We start from the raw sequence: 15,463 nt of genomic DNA on the forward strand, positions 1-15,463 counted from the left end.
TTTCTCATCGGCCCCGGAGTCTCATCGGCCCCGGATAAGGCCGCCACCGCAGCCGCTTTCGAGCGCGGCCCGCAGCGCCGGATCGTTCACGGCGCGCGCACCCCGTACGGCAATCGCCGCCAGGACATCACGGTCCGCGTCCGCCGCCGGGATCTCGCTCGCGGCCAGCAGCCGCTGACCGGCCGGTGAGGCCCAGGAGCTGTACGGATGGACCTCCATCCGGGCGATGATCAGGCATCCCAGGGTCAGCGCGAGAGGCAGCCCGAACCAGACGAGCAGTGACACCACCGGGCCGTCCGCGCTCCGCTCCCCACCGGGTATCAGCAGTGCCACCGCGCCCATCGCGACCACCAGCAGCGCCGCGCCCCGCACCGCACGGACCGCGGCGCCGACATCCGCTCCGGCGCCGGGGGCGGCCAGACCCGCGGTGACGAGCCGGTCGGCCAGAGTGCGCATGGTGTCCGTGGTGGCCGCGGCCGTCCGTACCGGCGGTATCGGTGACTGCCCTTCCGGACCGATGGCACGTATCACCGTGCGCTCCATCTCGTCGCGGCCCTCCGGGTCGACGACCGTCGCCCAGCCGGTGTGGGCGAGCAGCAGCCGACGCCGCAGATGCATGGTGACCAGGGCCAGATCGACCACCCGGTGCGGACCGCCGGCCAGGAACGCGGTCTCGTACAGCGTCAGTTCATGACCGTCCGTCACCTTCCGTACGGCATCCGCGGATGCGCCGGGCAGCAGCCCCGTGCGGGCGGAGACGATACAGAGACGGATGCACGAGATGGCTGCCGCGCCCCACGCCACCAGCAGAAACAGAACCCAGAGCATGGCGGATTTCTATGCGAGGCGGGCACGGAAAGCCATGGCCTGTTCACCATGCGGACGGTTCGGCGGTGCGGGACCGAGGAGCGGGACGCCGCCGTCGCTCAGGAACTGCTGCCACAACTCGACCCGCCGCCACAGCTGGAACCGCTGCTGCTGGAGCAACTGGAGCCGCTCGAACCGCCGCAGCTCGACCCCGAACCGCAACCGGACCCCGAACTGCAGCCTCCGCCGCCCCCTCCACTGCCTCCGCCGCCGTCGTTGGAGCTTCCGCAGCCGCCGTTGCCGGGGCTCGTTCCGGCACACCACACCGCCGGGACGACGAACATGGCGGACGAGTCCGAGGACGACGGCGAACCCGAGAACCGCGGCTGCCCGGTCGGGCGCATCCGGGCCGCTGTGATGAGCTGCGTCTGCAGTACGGGATCGGGCAGGGCCCGCAGCCCGTGCGTGGCCACCAGATGGGCCGGGTGCGGATCGTACGCGTGGGCGGTGCGGTACGCCTCGGCGGCCCGGCGCCCCGCACCGGTGACGCGCCCGCGGGCGACGGCGGCGCAGACGAGGCCGACGGGGAAGCCGACCAGCAGGGCCGGGAGGACCTTGAAGACGAACGGTACGGAGAAGTCCCCGGCCGGGTAGTCGTTCATGGACTGCACCACCGTCAGCACGACCGTGAGCGGAATGGCCAGCACGCAGACCAGCCCCTGCGTGATGCCCCAGCGGCGCCACGTCCGGCTCGCGGCGGGCGCGGCCAGCAGACCGCGCGCCGCGAGCCCGTCGCCGATCTCCTGCACCGCGGGGTGCCGCATCACCGCCTCGCGCAGGGTGTGCAGCGCGCCGCTGGGGGCCATGGCGTGCTCCTGGAGCACCGCGCGCTCCACCGGGTCACGGGCATCCGCCCGCTGGACGGCGACGATGCCCGGACCGCCGATGACGAGCCGCCCGTCCGTCTGCATCGCGGTGAGCGCGGTGTCGACCACCCTGCCGGGACCGCCGTTCAGGAAGGCGACCTCGAAGAGGTCGTGTACGGAACCGCCGGATCCGCCACGGGCGCGCACGAGCCCCACGATCAGGAGGACCGAGGAGACCGCGACGGCGAGGTCCACCAGCACTGCGAGGACATTCATGCCGGTCACCTTCCGACCAGGGCCGAGCGGGCAGCTCGTACCAGCCGGGTGGAGCGGCCTGGCGGTCGCGCGGCGGCCCGGTCCTGCCACCAGTGGGTCAGCCGGCGCCGTGCCGCGGCGTCGGCGGGCAGGCCGGCGATCAGCAGCTGCTCGGCGAAGTCCAGTGCGTCGCGCCGGTAACCGGCGGACATGGGACGGGTCCTGGCGTATGCGAGGAAGGCGTCCCGGTAACCGGCACCCAGGATCTGAGGCAGTTCGGGCGCCGCCTTGGCGACGACCCCGGCCCGCTTGGCGGCCAGGGCGCGGCTCTGGACTCCGAGCCGGCGGTGGTCGAAGCCCCGCGGCGCGGGAGTGCCCGCGACGAGGGCGGAGAGCAGCGCGGTCTGGGCGACCGCCAGCCGGTCGCGCACGGACTCCGGGGACGGACCGGCGCTCGGGGCCGGCCCCGGCGCCGGCTTCCCGGCGGGCGCCGGCCCACCGGCGCCGGGCGGAGCCGCCCGGTCCAGCGTGGCGCGGATCGTGGCCAGTTCGCCCGCCAGCTCCTCGGCCGGCGGGAAGTCGTCGTCGCGCTCCAGGAGCACGCCGGGCGGGTCGACCCGGGAGCGGAGCTCGGCGAGGACGTCGAGCACGGGCCGGGTGACGGGGTGGGCGTGGGTGTCGTGCCAGACGCCGTCCTTCTCGACGCCGCCCGCCACATGGACGTAGGCGATGGCCTCCACCGGCAGCTCGTCGAGCGCGGTGGCCGGGTCCTCGCCGCGGTTGACGTGGTTGGTGTGCAGATTGGCGACATCGATCAGCAGCCGGACCCCGGTGCGCTCGACCAGTTCCGCCAGGAACTGCCCCTCCGTCAGTTCCTCGTCGGGCCAGGAGATCAGCGCTGCGATGTTCTCCAGCGCCAGCGGTACCGGCAGCGAGTCCTGCGCGATCCGTACGTTCTCGCACAGCACGTCCAGCGCGTCCCAGGTTCGGGGCACGGGCAGCAGATGGCCCGCTTCCAGCCCCGGCGAGACGGTGCGCGGCCCCCCGGCCCGTACGAACGCGATGTGCTCGGTGACCAGCGGCGTGGAGAGCAGCCCGGCCCGGGCCGCGAGGTCCGCGAGCCGGCCGGCGTCGGGGCGCTCCGCCCCGCCGAGGCCCAGCGAGACACCGTGCGGGACGACGGTGACCCCGCGCGCCCTGAGCCGTACCAGCGAATCGGGCAGATGGTCGGTGCAGATGTTCTCGGCGACCGCCTCCACCCAGTCGATCCCCGGCAGTGCCTCCACGGCGTCCGCGATCTCCGGCCGCCAGCCGATGCCGATTCCCAGCTTCATGCCGTCCCCCTCCTCCACTCCGTGCAGGGCTGATGGCCCCGGCGGGCGGTGGTGAATCCGAAAAGGGGGACGTTCAGAGGTTGATTTGAGGTTCCCGGTCAGGGGCGCTCAGGGCATCGGCATCGGCATCGGCATCGTGGAGGGGCGCGAGGTGAACGACATGTCCCCGGTCGGCTCTGCGGGAACCGGCGGGGGTACGACCGTGCCGGCCGGAGCGGGCGGGCCCGTCGGGCTGGCCGTCGCCGCGCCCGCGGCCTCGCGTGCGATCGCGTCGAAGTCGACCAGGCCGGTGCCCTCCAGCATGGTGATGTGGTCGAGCACCGTCTGGTTGGCATCGGTCGCCAGCTGCCGGATCAGTGAGTTGCGAGTGGTGTGCCGGACCTGGGCGATCAGCGCGAAGACCTTGCCGTGCGCGTTCCTCAGCAGATTGGCGAACTTGCGCTCGTACTCCTCGCCGTGCGCCGCCGTCAGCTCGCGCAGCCAGCCCTGCTGCTGCTCGGTCGGCTGGTTCGGCAGCTCCACACCGAGCTTGGCCGCCACATCACGCGCCCGGCGGTCCAGATCCGTGTGCCCGACCACCAGATGGTCCCCGGCGGCCACGATCGCCTGGCTCGGCGCCCGCTCGATCGCCTGCTGCCCGGCGGGCAGCTCCCAGAGCCCGGCGAGGCGCACCTTCACCAGGAGGTCCCGGTCGGTCGCGGAGAGCGGACCCCACTGGGTGGCCACGGTCGACGCGTTCAGATTGGCCTGGCCGGTCCCCGACCGGTCGGCATAGGACCAGACGGGATAGGCGAGCGCGCCGAGCGTGGCGACGAGCGCCGCGATGATGAGGGCCGTTCCGTTGATGCGTCGCAGCAAGGTCTCTCCCGGGCCGAGGCGTGACGGCGTCGAATACTGCCACTGCGGCAGTACCGGGGAGTACGTATTGCCGAACCCGGATGTTCAACGGACCCGCGCCCGCACCGTTCAGCCGCGCAGCGCGGGGTGGTCGGCGACCACCGTGCACGAGCCCGGAGCGATCTCGGTGAACCCGGCGTCACGCACCACCGGAAGCCCGCTCGCGGTCAGCTCCTGCCAGCGGCCCGCCTCCGCAGTGGCGACCGACAGCGCGAAGCCCGTCTCGCGCCACGCCTTGCGCTCCGTGTCCGACAGCTCCCACCAGGCGAGCTGCGCACCGTGCCCGGCCTGTGCCATCGCCTTGCCCGCCGACATGTCCAGCTCGGGGTTGAGCCACAGCACCGGGCCCGCGAGGTCGGGCGCGGCAGGCGGCTCGGGGTCGTCCAGATCCGTCCCCGACACCTGGAGCTTCGCCAGCTCCTTCGGCCAGCCGTCCAGCGGCACCGGCGGGAAGACCCGCACCTCGGCGCTCTCGCCCGTGACCGTGATGCCGGGCAGCTCGCAGGCCCTGCGCCACTCCGCGCCTCGCGCCCGGCGCACCACCTTGCGGATCCGGGCGTCCTGCCAGTCCCGCATCGCCTGCGCCCACTCGCCCTCGCCGGCCGAGCGCTCGTCGGAGAGCATCACGAGCACCGCGCGGGCGGCGGTGCGAGTTGCGTCGGTACGGGCCGGGGGAGCCGTCTTCTCGATGTGCACGACCAGCGGCAGTACGTACTGCCTGGCGTCGTCGCGACTGTTCGGCTCGGACTGGAACGGGGAGTCCGAGAGGACCGGGGAAGTGCTGTCGTTGCTGCTCACCCGTCCCAGTCTGCCAGCCGCCCGAGAGCCGCTTCTTGGCGGAATGAATCGCTCCGGGTGAGGATGCCCCGCATGAAGAGCGATCTTTTTTCCAGCGAGAACATGGCGCAGCAGGCAACCGCTCCCGGGATGACCCTGCAGAACACCAAATCCATCAAGTACGCCGTCAACGGCGAGATGCACGCCCGCCAGGGATCGATGATCGCCTTCCGCGGCGATCTGCAGTTCGAGCGCAAGGGCCAGGGCCTGGGCGGCATGCTCAAGCGCGCCGTCACCGGCGAGGGGCTGCCGCTGATGGCGGTCCGCGGACAGGGCGAGGCCTGGTTCGCGCACGAGGCCGCCAACTGTTTCATCGTGGACGTGGAGCAGGGCGACGTCCTCACCATCAACGGCCGCAACGTGCTCTGTTTCGACGCCACGCTCTCCTACGAGATCAAGACCGTGAAGGGCGCCGGGATGACCGGCGGCGGGATCTTCAACACCGTCTTCACCGGACAGGGGAAGCTCGGTCTGATGTGCGAGGGCCACCCCATCGTGATACCCGTCACATCCCAGCAGCCGGTGTGCGTCGACACGGACGCGGTGGTGGGATGGAGCGCCAACCTGACCACCTCGCTGCACCGCTCGCAGAGCTTCGGTTCCATGATGCGCGGCGGGTCCGGAGAGGCCGTCCAGCTGCGGCTGGACGGGGAAGGATTCGTGATCGTGCGGCCCAGCGAGCTCAAGCCCGAGAAGGCGTCGGCCAACTGAACCCGCCGGGTGGGAACTGAGTAGGCTCGTACGCATGGACGAGCGCATCGACGAGGCGTACTGCGGGACGCCGGACAAGGCCCCCGCACCCGCCGCCGGACCTCCGTACGCAGAGTGCGTGCTGTGCCGGAAACCGACCGAGTACCCGGAGTCCGTCAAGGGCATCACACTCTGTCCGGTCTGTGAATGGCAGGAGGCCCAGCGCACGGCGTGCTCCGGCTAGGACGGGTGCGGGGACGGGCCGGGACCTCGGCGCATCGAGTCCGTCAGCGGCTCAGCGCCACGGTCCCGTCACCGCGAACGTCGTGCCCGGCGCATAGCAGTTGACGAACATCGTCCCGCCGTCCGGAGCGAACGTGACCCCGGCGAACTCGCCCCACGCGGGCTCCTCGGGCGTCCCGGTGTTCTGCCGGCCCCGCGCCATCGCGTACACCTCGCCGGCCCGCGTGAGGCCGAAGACATGCTGCGCGCCGTCGCCGTCCTCGCACACCATCAGCCCGCCGTCGGAGGCCAGGCAGATGTTGTCGGGGGACTCGCCGGGCAGCTGCGGATCCGTACCGGGGCCGAAGACGATCACCAGCGTGAGACGGCGCCGCTTCGGCTCGTACCGCCACACCTGGCCGTAGTGGTCGGCCGCCGAACCCTGCGAGCTGTGCGCGAAGCTGGAGACGAAGTAGACCGACGACCCGCCCCAGTAGCAGCCTTCCAGCTTCTGCGCGTGGGTGATGCCCTTCGGGCCGAAGTCCTGGAAGCGGATCGGGGTCCCGGCCGCCTGCGGATCGGGTACGGGCACCCACTCGATGCCCTCGAAGCTCGCACCGGGCTCCTGGATCACGGAGAGGTCGGGGCCGCCCGGCACCCGCATGGCCTCCAGATCGCCCCCGGCCCGCAGCGAGCCCGTCCCGCCCAGCGGTTTCCTCGGCAGGAAGCGGTAGAAGAGCCCGAACGGCCTGTCGAAGGCGTCCTCCGTCTCGTACACGATCCCGCTCTTCGGGTCGATCGCGATCGCCTCGTGCTGGAAGCGGCCCATCGCGGTGAGCGGCACGGCCCCGGTGCGGCGCGGATCGGCGCCGTCCACCTCGAAGACGAAGCCGTGGTCCTTGGTGTAGCCGTTGGTGCCGGCCTTGTCCTCGGTCTCCTCGCAGGTCAGCCAGGTGTTCCAAGGGGTGCGGCCACCCGCGCAGTTCACCGCGGTACAGGCGATGGCGACGCGTTCGCCGAGGACGTTGTTGCGGCCGTCCAGCTCCAGGGCCGTACAGCCGCCCTTGCCCATCGGGTCGTAGGTGAGGCCCTCGACGGCCGGGACCGGGTTCTTTCCGGTGTTGCGGTTCTCGTGGTTGCGTACGAGACGGACGTGACCGTGCCGGCCCGCGAAGGCCGCCATGCCGTCGTGATTGCCGGGAACCCGGCCCTCGCCGGAGCGGAGCGGGTCGCCCTCCCGGGACAGGACCCGGTAGCGGAAGCCCTTCGGGAGATCGAGCAGGCCGTCGGGGTCGGGGATGAGCGGGCCGTAGCCGTGGTGGCCACGGGCGGCGGCGGTACCCGCGAAGAGTTCGCAGAACGCCCCGGCGAAGGCGACCGAGGCAACGGCCGCGCCGCTGCCGGCCAGGACCTGTCGTCGTGTTGCGTGTTGTCGTGCTGCTGCTGATGACATGAGGCAACTCCCTGCTGGCGGACAGGAGAAGTGACCCGCATGTGTGTACCACGCGTATCGTCGCGCGGGAACCATGCGGGTCACCGGGGCTCATGCGTGTCACGGGACCGCAGGGGCCCGTGGGATCAGGCCAGGGACGCGGTGAGCGTGATCGTCGTGCCCGTGAGCGCCTGGCTGACCGGGCAGTTCGCCTTGGCGTCCTCGGCGGCCTTGACGAAGCCCGCCTCGTCGAGCCCCGGGACCTCGCCCTGGACGGTGAGGTGGATACCGGTGATGCCGGTGCCGGGCTGGAAGGTGACCTCGGCCTGGGTGTTCAGCCGGGTCGGCGGGGTACCGGCCGTGGCCAGACCGTTGGACAGTGCCATCGAGAAGCAGCTGGAGTGGGCGGCCGCGATGAGCTCCTCGGGGCTCGTCCTGCCGTTCGCCTTCTCCGCGCGGGACGGCCAGGAGACCTCGTATTCGCCGATGCCGGAGGAGTCGAAGGTGACGACGCCCTTGCCCTCGATCAGGTTGCCTTCCCAGACCGTGTGCGCCTGACGCGTGGTAGCCATGCTGGTTCCCTTCGGATGGTGGAGTTGCCGCATCCGAACCTACTGCGCCACCAGCCCCTTTGCGTCGCGCGCCAGTGCCGTCAGCCGGGAGATCGCCCGGAAGTACTTCTTCCGGTACCCGCCGTTCAGCATCTCCTCACTGAACAGCCGGTCGAACGGCACCCCGGAGGCGAGCACCGGGATCTCCCGGTCGTACAGCCGGTCGGCGAGGACGACGAGCCGCAGCGCGGTCGACTGGTCCGGCACCGGCTGGACCTCGGTGAGGCAGACCGCCCGCAGGCCGTCCGTCAGCGCGCCGTAGCGGCTGGGATGGACCCGGGCGAGATGGTCCAGGAGTGAGGGGAAGTCGTCCAGGCTGGCGCCCTCGGTGGCGTACGCGGCCTTGGTGACCTGCTCGTCGGAGTACGGCGCGGGAGCCTCGGGCAGCCCGCGGTGGCGGTAGTCCTCGCCGTCGATCCGCAGCGGACGGAAGTGCGAGGACAGTCCCTGGATCTCCCGCAGGAAGTCGGCGGCGGCGAACCGGCCCTCACCGAGCTTGCCGGGCAGCGTGTTGGAGGTGGCGGCGAGCGCGACCCCCGCCTCGACCAGCCGGCTGAGCAGCGAGGACACCAGGACCGTGTCGCCCGGGTCGTCCAGCTCGAACTCGTCGATGCACAGCAGCCGGTGCCCGCTCAGCGTCTGCACGGTCTGCTGGAAGCCCAGGGCGCCCACGAGGTTTGTCAGCTCCACGAAGGTGCCGAACGCCTTCAGTGAGGGCGCGGCGGGCGTGGCGTGCCAGAGGGAGGCCAGCAGGTGTGTCTTGCCGACGCCGTAGCCGCCGTCGAGGTAGACCCCGCGAGGCGCCGCGGGGGCCGCGGGCTTCCTGCTGAACCACTTGCGCCGACCGGAGCCGGTGGCGTGCGCCCCGCCGAGCCCGGCCGCGAAGCCGCTCAGGACCTCGACCGCCTCGACCTGGCTCGGCTGGTTCGGGTCCGGGACATACGTATCGAAGCGTACGGAGTCGAAGCGCGGCGGCGGCACCATCTCGGCGACCAGGCGGTCGGCGGGGACGCGCGGCTCAAGGGCGCACAGGGACAGCGGGGCCGTTTCGGCTATGGGGCTCTGCCCAGGCACGGCGGTGGAGGACGACACAACTCTCCACCTTAAGCGCCGTGCCAGACTGCAGAACATGCGACGCCTCTTCCCTGTGACCGACCTGACACCGGCTGACGACGAGGGGGAGTGGAGCCTGGGCGATCTCGCCGATGCCTACGCGTACCCCGAACAGGACGGCCCCTGGCTGCGCGCCAACATGGTTTCGACGCTCGACGGCGCCGCCCAGCACGACGGGCGCTCGCAGCCGATCTCCTGCGAGAGCGACATGCGGATCTTCGGCACCCTGCGCGGTCTCGCCGATGTGGTCGTGGCGGGGGCGGAGACCGTACGGCAGGAGGGCTACCGGCCCGCCAGGGCCCGCGAGGCCTTCGCCGCCCGCCGGGCCGCGGCAGGGCAGGGGCCCGCACCGGCGATCGCGGTGGTGAGCGGCAGCCTGGACCTGGACTTCTCGTTGCCGCTCTTCGTCTCGCCGCTCGTCCCGACGCTCGTGCTGACCGGTACCGGGGCCCCCGAGGACCGGATCGAGGCGGCCCGCAGGGCGGGCGCCGAGGTGGTGATCGCGGGGGAGGGCACCCGGGTGGACCCCGCCCGGGCCGTAAGGGAGCTGGCGGAGCGCGGACTCAAGCGGCTGCTGACCGAGGGCGGGCCCAGGATGCTGGGCCAGTTCGTGGCGGCCGGGGTGCTGGACGAGCTCTGTCTGACCCTTTCGCCGATGCTGACCGCCGGGGATGCGCAGCGGATCGCCGGTGGTCCCTCGGTGGCCGTGCCGGAACGATTCGCCCTGGCATCGATGCTGGAAGAGGCCGGGTTCCTCTTCACCCGATACCGTCGGATCTGACAATCGGCGGAATTTGCCGTTCCGGTTAGCTCCCGGTGGGCACAATTAGTCTCGCAGTCCCCGTGCGAGCACGGGGAAGGATGGTTTCAGCAGAGACCGGTGACGGTCACTGAAGAAGAAGGGCGCCCGTGGTGTTCACCAGCGTTTTGATGATCGAGAAGGCCCTCACTTCCGAGGACGTCGAGTTCGTCACCACCCTGCACGGGGAGGAGCAGACCTCCTTCGTCGTGCTCATGCAGCCGCGCGGTGACCAGGCCGATGTGCTGTTGCGGGCCATCGACGACCTGGCGATGGGCGAACTGAAGGAGGCCGCCCGGGAGGGTGCGGAGCCGGAGGGCAAGAATGCCCGGCAATCCGCCGAACTGGCGCTCGAAGTATCACTCGGAGCCCTGCGGCAGGCGGGCTCCGAAGCGGTCGGACAGGTGATCGAGGAGCACCCGCTGGACAAGCTGAAGTCCGTGGTCGACGACGCGGAGGCGGACGAGGTCATCGTGCTGACCGCCCCGCACTACGTGGAAGAGTTCTTCCACCGGGACTGGGCGTCCCGGGCCCGGCACAAGGTCGGCGTCCCGGTGCTCAAGCTCTTCGCGCACAGCGAATAGGCTGTGCGGGTCTGATTGCAGCATCCGGTTGCAACCTCTGGTTGCAACTCCTGGCTTCAACTTCTGGGGAGAGAACACGCATGGCACCCGGTATTCCTGCCGCCATGGAACGGCCGCACTTCATCGGCATCGGCGGCGCCGGAATGTCGGGCATCGCCAAGATCCTCACCCAGCGTGGCGCGAAGGTCGCGGGCAGCGACGCCAAGGAGTCGGGAACCGCCCAGGCACTGCGGGCGCTGGGGGCGACCGTCCACATCGGGCACGCCGCCGCACATCTGGCGGACGACGCCTCGTGCGTGGTCGTCTCCAGCGCCATCCGCCCCGACAACCCGGAGCTGGTGCGCGCCGCCGAGCTGTCGGTCCCCGTCGTGCACCGCTCCGACGCACTCGCCTCCCTGATGGACGGACTGCGCGCCATCGCGGTGGCCGGGACGCACGGCAAGACGACCACCACATCGATGCTGGCCGTCGCCCTGTCCGAGCTGAACCTCGACCCCTCGTACGCCATCGGCGGCGACCTCGCGGGCCCCGGCACCAACGCCACGCACGGCGAGGGCCGGATCTTCGTAGCCGAGGCGGACGAGAGCGACCGCAGCTTCCAGAAGTACGACCCCGAGGTCGCGATCGTCCTCAACGTCGAGCTGGACCACCACGCGAACTACGCCTCGATGGACGAGATCTACGAATCCTTCGAGACGTTCGCCGGCAAGATCGTCCCCGATGGCACCCTGGTGATCTCCGCCGACCAGTCGGGCGCCGTCGAGCTGACGAAGCGGGTGCGCGCCCGGTCCTCGGTGAACGTCGTCACCTACGGCGAGTCCGAGACCGCCGACGTACGTGTCCACAAGATCACCCCGCGCGGCCTGACCAGCGAGGTCACGGTGATCCTGAACGGGAAGTACCTCACGTTCACGGTCTCCGTGCCCGGCCGCCACTACGCGCTCAACGCCGTGGCGGCCCTCGCCGCCGGTGTCGCCCTCGGTATCCCGGCGCACAACCTGGCCTCGGCCCTCGGCAAGTACACCGGGGTCAAGCGCCGCCTCCAGCTCAAGGGCGAGGCCGCGGGCGTGCAGGTCATCGACTCCTACGCACACCACCCCACCGAGATGACCGCGGACCTCGAAGCGATGCGCGGCGCCGCATCCGACGCCCGCATCCTGGTCGTCTTCCAGCCCCACCTCTTCTCCCGCACCCAGGAGCTGGGCGCCGAGATGGGCCAGGCTCTCGCGCTGGCCGACGCCTCCGTGGTCCTGGACATCTACCCGGCCCGCGAGGACCCGATCCCCGGGATCACCAGCGACCTGATCATCGACGCCGCGCGGTCCGCGGGCGCCGACGTCACCGCCGTCCACGACAAGGCGGCGGTCCCCGAGGCCGTCGCGGGAATGGCGAAGCCCGGCGACCTCGTTCTCACCATGGGCGCGGGCGACGTCACGGACCTCGGCCCGCAGATCCTGGACCACCTGTCGAGCTGAGGGAGCGACGTGTCGTACGACATCGAGAAGCCGGACGAGCAGTGGCGTGCGGAGCTGACGCCCGCCGAGTACGCGGTCCTGCGCCAGGCCGGCACCGAACCCGCCTTCGTCGGTGAATTCACCGACACCAAGACCACGGGCGTCTACTCCTGCCGCGCCTGTGGCGCGGAGCTGTTCCGCTCCGACACCAAATTCGAGTCGCACTGCGGCTGGCCGTCCTTCTACGACCCGAAGGACACGGACGCGGTCGAACTGATCCAGGACCGCAGCCACGGCATGGTCCGCACCGAGGTCCGCTGCTCGCGCTGCGGATCGCACCTGGGCCATGTCTTCGAGGGCGAGGGCTACCCGACCCCGACGGACCAGCGGTACTGCATCAACTCGATCTCACTGCGCCTGACGCCCGACGAGGGCTGACGGCCACGACCCGATCGGGGGCTGACGCCCGGCGTCAGCCCTCGTCGTCGTTCTCGGGGTTCTCGTTGTCCTTGGGGTTCTCCTGCCGCAGCAGCGGATGGGCGACACCCGGGAAGACCCGGGCCCGCACGACCGGCTCCGCGGAACCGCCCCGGACCACCGTCTCGGCGACGCCCCAGGGCCGGCCGGGCAGCACGACGGTCAGGATGTACGAGGACGCGCAGCCCATGCAGTCGTAACGGTCCGCCCAGGTCTCCACATCCGTGACGCTGCCGGGGTACCGCGCCACGTGCCGGTGCAGCGCGTGGCAGCGCTCGCACCGCTCGCCGGGCTCGCACGTGCCGCCGCAGGGGCACGGTACGTCGAGCGAGTCGGCGGGGTGCCAGCGCTGGGTGAGGACGGCCTCACGCGTGGCGCCCATGTCCTTCATCGCCTTCAGATTGCGGGCGGCGACGTTGTACGACTCTCCGGTCGCGGCCATCCGGTCCCGGATGACGTCCTTGCGTCCGCGGTTCGTCGTCATCTGTTCCTCCTGGGGGTGTCACGCAGCCCGCCGGGAGCACACGAGATCGGTATGTCACACGGTACCGGTCACCCCGGGCGGGCCATGACACCCAGGGCTCCACGGGGCCGCTTGCGCTGCCGCTACAGCGCCCGCCGCACCCGTGCCGTCAGTCTGCTGCCGAGCCGCCTGCCGAGGCCGCTCGGCCGGTTCCACGCCCGGAACGCCTCCGCCGTGCGGCTGCTGCCCGTGCGCTCGGCGGCCTCCTCCACCGCCCCCACCTCATCGGCGGACAGACCGCGCACCACCGGCCGCAGCACCTGCGCCAGCAGTGCGGTACGGGTCTCGCTCCAGGCGCGGCCCGCGTGCGGATGGGAGCTCCAGACGGTGAAACAGTCGGCCACATAGGACGGGTCGGAGCGCAGCCGGGTCAGGACCGTGTCCTGCCGGGCGATCCTGCCGTAGGCCGCGACGAGATCCGCGTCGTCGCTGTGGACGAACGCGTACAGCTCCGCCTCGGGCCGGTCCGCGGCGAGCAGCTTCCCGGCCAGCGCGCCGAACGCCTGGTCGCGTACGCCCGGCTCCACCGGTTCGGCCCCGGCGCGCAGCCTGAGCGCCCGTTCCGCCCAGCCGGGCTCAGCCGCCCCCGACCGCACGTCCCGCGCGAACTCCAGGAGCAGCAGGGCGCCGCGCACCCGGGCGTCGAGTTCCAGAGGGAAGCCGCGCAGCAGGTCGTGGGCGAGTTCGGGGGCCTCCTCGTCGTCGGCTGGGGCGCCGAGCGCCGCCGCCACGAGAGCGGACCACGTACCGGCCGTGCGGTGCGCGTCGGAGGTGGTTCCGCCCAGCAGCTGCCGGGCCTCGCCGGCCGTGGGCGTCTCCTCGCCCCACACAAGCCCCATCCCGGTCCGCAGTACCAGGGGTTCGGTGAAAGGTGACATTCCACCGGCGCGGACCAGCGTGTGCAGGACCTTCATCCGGTCGCCGCCGCCCGCCCTGGCGGCCGGCGCTGCCGCGCACATCCGCAGATGCGGCAGCGCCTGCGTTCCTGTGAAGGGCAGAGCGACCCCGGTCAGCAGCCGCTCCGTCGCCGCGGGATCGTGCGGCGCGATCCGGTCCAGTTCGCCCAGCAGCGCCGTACGGACGTCGAACTGCTCGTCCAGGAGGTCGAGCAGCACCGGCGCGCAGTCCGTCGCCCCTTCGTTCAGCAGCGACCTGGCCATGCGGCGTACGACATCGGGGAGCAGGTCCGCGCAGTCCACATCGAGCAGCCGCGCGATCCGCAGCAGCTGCACTGCGCGTGCCACACCCCGGCCCGGCACGGTGGGCGTGGTCGCCGCGGTGGTCGCACCGGTGGCGAGTTCGGTACGCAGGTCGTCGCCCAGGGCCGCGACGAGTGCCGCTGCGGCACGCTCACCGACCGGTTCGGCGAAGGCCGAGCGCGCGGGCGGTTCGAGTGCGACATCGCCACCGCGTACCGCCTCCGTCACCAGCAGAGCGGCGAGCGATGCGGTCGTGGCGGCGGGGGACCGCCCGTCCAGAGCCGTCAACAGGCTTGAGACACCGGTGAGTTCGTCCGTGGTGCGGTCGATGCCGGGAGCGGTCAGCGCGTCGGTCAGCTGCCGCGTCCGCTCCTCGTCCAGCGCGTACGGCCGCTCGGCGGCCCACTTCGCGGCTGCGGCACGCCCGGCGGGGCCGAGCGCGACGCCCGCGCAGAGCGCCGTGACGGCGAGCGGTCCGGCGGCGAAGGGCTCGCCGGGCAGCTCCGCCGCCGTCCGGAACAGCTCCGGGGACCGGCTGCGCCAGATCCTGGCGCAGGTCTCGGCCCAGGCGTCGTCCACCGCCCCTTCGGGGCGCGCCCCGGTGCAGGTGTGCACCCGCAAGGCGATGCCGGAGCCGCCGGGCCCCGGTGCGTCCTGCGGCAGCACCCCGACGATCTGGTACGGGGACCGCGCGGGACGCCGGGTGTAGGTCGTGAAGGTCAGCCGTCGCGCGTGCTCCGGCGGGAGCACGGCCCCGGCGAGCGCGATCCACCGGGCCACGTCCGCGCTCTGCCGCTCCACGAGAACCAGGCGTGCCGAGGACGGTTCCTCGCTCACCCGGCGCAGATCGGCGAAGACCGCCGCCAGCCAGGGGCTCCGGGAGACCGCGAAGTCATTGAGCGCCTCGGGCCCGAAGGAGGCGGAGGCGGGCAGGGAGGCTATTCGGCCGGGCGTACCGCCGCTTGGTGCGGTGGCGGCCCAGTTCGGCGACCGCCACGCGGTGATCGGCAGTGCGTCGCCCGGCAGTTGGGTACCGGCGGGGAGATGTACGGCGTGCGCGTGGAAACGTCCGGCGCCGGGGCCGCCGAGGGCCACCGTACGGCTCAGCAGATGGCTGCCGTCGGACAGTGCGCTGAAGCTGAACGCCTCGGGGAACGCGCGGAGTTCGGAGGTGGTCGGGTGGTACGGGGCCCCGGGCGGCGGTTCGTAGCCGAGGAGTTGCTCGGCCTCGGCCAGCACCGGTGTGGGGATCCCGGCGCTGACCGCCGTGAACCGTGCGTCGCCCCCGTCGTCCCCCGCAGAGGCAGAGGTGTAGTGCAACTGCGCGAGGCTCATGCGTCGGCCCTCTTCGTCCTTGCCGCGA

16 protein-coding genes are annotated in these 15,463 nt (G+C 71.8%); 6 read left to right on the forward strand and 10 right to left on the reverse strand.

What is annotated here, in order from left to right; all coding sequences use genetic code 11:
• Positions 1-21: 21 nt before the first annotated feature.
• From OG507_RS33225 to OG507_RS33245, 5 genes are all read right to left on the reverse strand, one after another.
• A complete protein-coding gene (locus OG507_RS33225; RefSeq protein ID WP_327370797.1) occupies positions 22-828 on the reverse strand; it encodes a TIGR04222 domain-containing membrane protein in 807 nt (268 codons plus the stop codon).
• Between the two features lie 98 nt (positions 829-926).
• Entirely contained in the window at positions 927-1,949 is a 1,023-nt protein-coding gene (locus OG507_RS33230) for a TIGR04222 domain-containing membrane protein (RefSeq protein ID WP_327370798.1), read from the reverse strand.
• A 5-nt stretch (positions 1,950-1,954) separates the two neighbouring features.
• Entirely contained in the window at positions 1,955-3,262 is a 1,308-nt protein-coding gene (locus OG507_RS33235) for a DUF692 domain-containing protein (protein WP_327370799.1), read from the reverse strand.
• A 108-nt stretch (positions 3,263-3,370) separates the two neighbouring features.
• Positions 3,371-4,117: a DUF4142 domain-containing protein gene (locus OG507_RS33240; RefSeq protein ID WP_327372183.1), complete on the reverse strand. Its 747-nt coding sequence runs from the start codon at positions 4,115-4,117 to the stop codon at positions 3,371-3,373.
• 111 nt (positions 4,118-4,228) lie between these two features.
• Positions 4,229-4,966, reverse strand: coding sequence for an aminoacyl-tRNA hydrolase (locus OG507_RS33245; protein ID WP_442811124.1), 738 nt, complete (start codon positions 4,964-4,966; stop codon positions 4,229-4,231).
• A gap of 63 nt (positions 4,967-5,029) precedes the next feature.
• Between OG507_RS33245 and OG507_RS33250 the strand changes: the two genes are divergently transcribed.
• Together OG507_RS33250 and OG507_RS33255 are read left to right on the forward strand one after the other, a co-directional pair.
• Complete coding sequence (locus OG507_RS33250) at positions 5,030-5,707, forward strand: AIM24 family protein (RefSeq protein ID WP_327370801.1); 678 nt, start codon at positions 5,030-5,032, stop codon at positions 5,705-5,707.
• A gap of 34 nt (positions 5,708-5,741) precedes the next feature.
• Complete coding sequence (locus OG507_RS33255) at positions 5,742-5,930, forward strand: hypothetical protein (protein ID WP_327370802.1); 189 nt, start codon at positions 5,742-5,744, stop codon at positions 5,928-5,930.
• Between the two features lie 51 nt (positions 5,931-5,981).
• Here OG507_RS33255 and OG507_RS33260 read toward each other — a convergent pair whose 3' ends face one another.
• From OG507_RS33260 to zapE, 3 genes are all read right to left on the reverse strand, one after another.
• Positions 5,982-7,361 carry an alkaline phosphatase PhoX gene (locus OG507_RS33260; protein ID WP_327370803.1) on the reverse strand — a complete coding sequence of 460 codons (1,380 nt, stop codon included), beginning with the start codon at positions 7,359-7,361 and terminating at the stop codon, positions 5,982-5,984.
• A 125-nt stretch (positions 7,362-7,486) separates the two neighbouring features.
• Positions 7,487-7,912 (reverse strand): OsmC family protein, encoded by a 426-nt coding sequence (locus tag OG507_RS33265; RefSeq protein WP_327370804.1) that lies wholly within the window; start codon positions 7,910-7,912, stop codon positions 7,487-7,489.
• A gap of 39 nt (positions 7,913-7,951) precedes the next feature.
• Entirely contained in the window at positions 7,952-9,043 is a 1,092-nt protein-coding gene (gene zapE, locus OG507_RS33270) for a cell division protein ZapE (protein WP_327370805.1), read from the reverse strand.
• 37 nt (positions 9,044-9,080) lie between these two features.
• Between zapE and OG507_RS33275 the strand changes: the two genes are divergently transcribed.
• From OG507_RS33275 to msrB, 4 genes are all read left to right on the forward strand, one after another.
• Positions 9,081-9,845, forward strand: a complete 765-nt coding sequence (locus tag OG507_RS33275) for a pyrimidine reductase family protein (RefSeq protein WP_327370806.1) — start codon at positions 9,081-9,083, stop codon at positions 9,843-9,845.
• Positions 9,846-9,994: 149 nt separating this feature from the next.
• Complete coding sequence (locus tag OG507_RS33280; protein WP_327372184.1) at positions 9,995-10,447, forward strand: indole-3-glycerol phosphate synthase; 453 nt, start codon at positions 9,995-9,997, stop codon at positions 10,445-10,447.
• Between the two features lie 80 nt (positions 10,448-10,527).
• On the forward strand, positions 10,528-11,922 hold the full coding sequence (murC, locus tag OG507_RS33285; RefSeq protein ID WP_327370807.1) for a UDP-N-acetylmuramate--L-alanine ligase: 1,395 nt from the start codon (positions 10,528-10,530) through the stop codon (positions 11,920-11,922).
• Between the two features lie 9 nt (positions 11,923-11,931).
• Positions 11,932-12,339, forward strand: coding sequence for a peptide-methionine (R)-S-oxide reductase MsrB (msrB, locus tag OG507_RS33290; RefSeq protein WP_327370808.1), 408 nt, complete (start codon positions 11,932-11,934; stop codon positions 12,337-12,339).
• A gap of 34 nt (positions 12,340-12,373) precedes the next feature.
• On the opposite strand, the gene OG507_RS33295 is transcribed toward msrB, so the two are convergent.
• Positions 12,374-12,862, reverse strand: a complete 489-nt coding sequence (locus tag OG507_RS33295; protein ID WP_327370809.1) for a hypothetical protein — start codon at positions 12,860-12,862, stop codon at positions 12,374-12,376.
• Between the two features lie 122 nt (positions 12,863-12,984).
• Positions 12,985-15,435: a GTPase-associated protein 1-related protein gene (locus OG507_RS33300; protein ID WP_327370810.1), complete on the reverse strand. Its 2,451-nt coding sequence runs from the start codon at positions 15,433-15,435 to the stop codon at positions 12,985-12,987.
• Positions 15,436-15,463: the final 28 nt, after the last annotated feature.

Origin of the sequence: Streptomyces sp. NBC_01217, assembly GCF_035994185.1 — a bacterium.
Classification (GTDB): domain Bacteria; phylum Actinomycetota; class Actinomycetes; order Streptomycetales; family Streptomycetaceae; genus Streptomyces.

Bases quoted from the DNA above. Each gene is read 5' to 3' on its own strand.
- OG507_RS33225 (WP_327370797.1), bottom strand. From the start codon at position 828: ATGCTCTGGGTTCTGTTTCTGCTGGTGGCGTGGGGCGCGGCAGCCATC.
- OG507_RS33230 (WP_327370798.1), bottom strand. From the start codon at position 1,949: ATGAATGTCCTCGCAGTGCTGGTGGACCTCGCCGTCGCGGTCTCCTCG.
- OG507_RS33235 (WP_327370799.1), bottom strand. From the start codon at position 3,262: ATGAAGCTGGGAATCGGCATCGGCTGGCGGCCGGAGATCGCGGACGCC.
- OG507_RS33250 (WP_327370801.1), top strand. From the start codon at position 5,030: ATGAAGAGCGATCTTTTTTCCAGCGAGAACATGGCGCAGCAGGCAACC.
- OG507_RS33255 (WP_327370802.1), top strand. From the start codon at position 5,742: ATGGACGAGCGCATCGACGAGGCGTACTGCGGGACGCCGGACAAGGCC.
- OG507_RS33260 (WP_327370803.1), bottom strand. From the start codon at position 7,361: ATGTCATCAGCAGCAGCACGACAACACGCAACACGACGACAGGTCCTG.
- OG507_RS33265 (WP_327370804.1), bottom strand. From the start codon at position 7,912: ATGGCTACCACGCGTCAGGCGCACACGGTCTGGGAAGGCAACCTGATC.
- OG507_RS33275 (WP_327370806.1), top strand. From the start codon at position 9,081: ATGCGACGCCTCTTCCCTGTGACCGACCTGACACCGGCTGACGACGAG.
- OG507_RS33280 (WP_327372184.1), top strand. From the start codon at position 9,995: ATGATCGAGAAGGCCCTCACTTCCGAGGACGTCGAGTTCGTCACCACC.
- murC (WP_327370807.1), top strand. From the start codon at position 10,528: ATGGCACCCGGTATTCCTGCCGCCATGGAACGGCCGCACTTCATCGGC.
- OG507_RS33295 (WP_327370809.1), bottom strand. From the start codon at position 12,862: ATGACGACGAACCGCGGACGCAAGGACGTCATCCGGGACCGGATGGCC.
- OG507_RS33300 (WP_327370810.1), bottom strand. From the start codon at position 15,435: ATGAGCCTCGCGCAGTTGCACTACACCTCTGCCTCTGCGGGGGACGAC.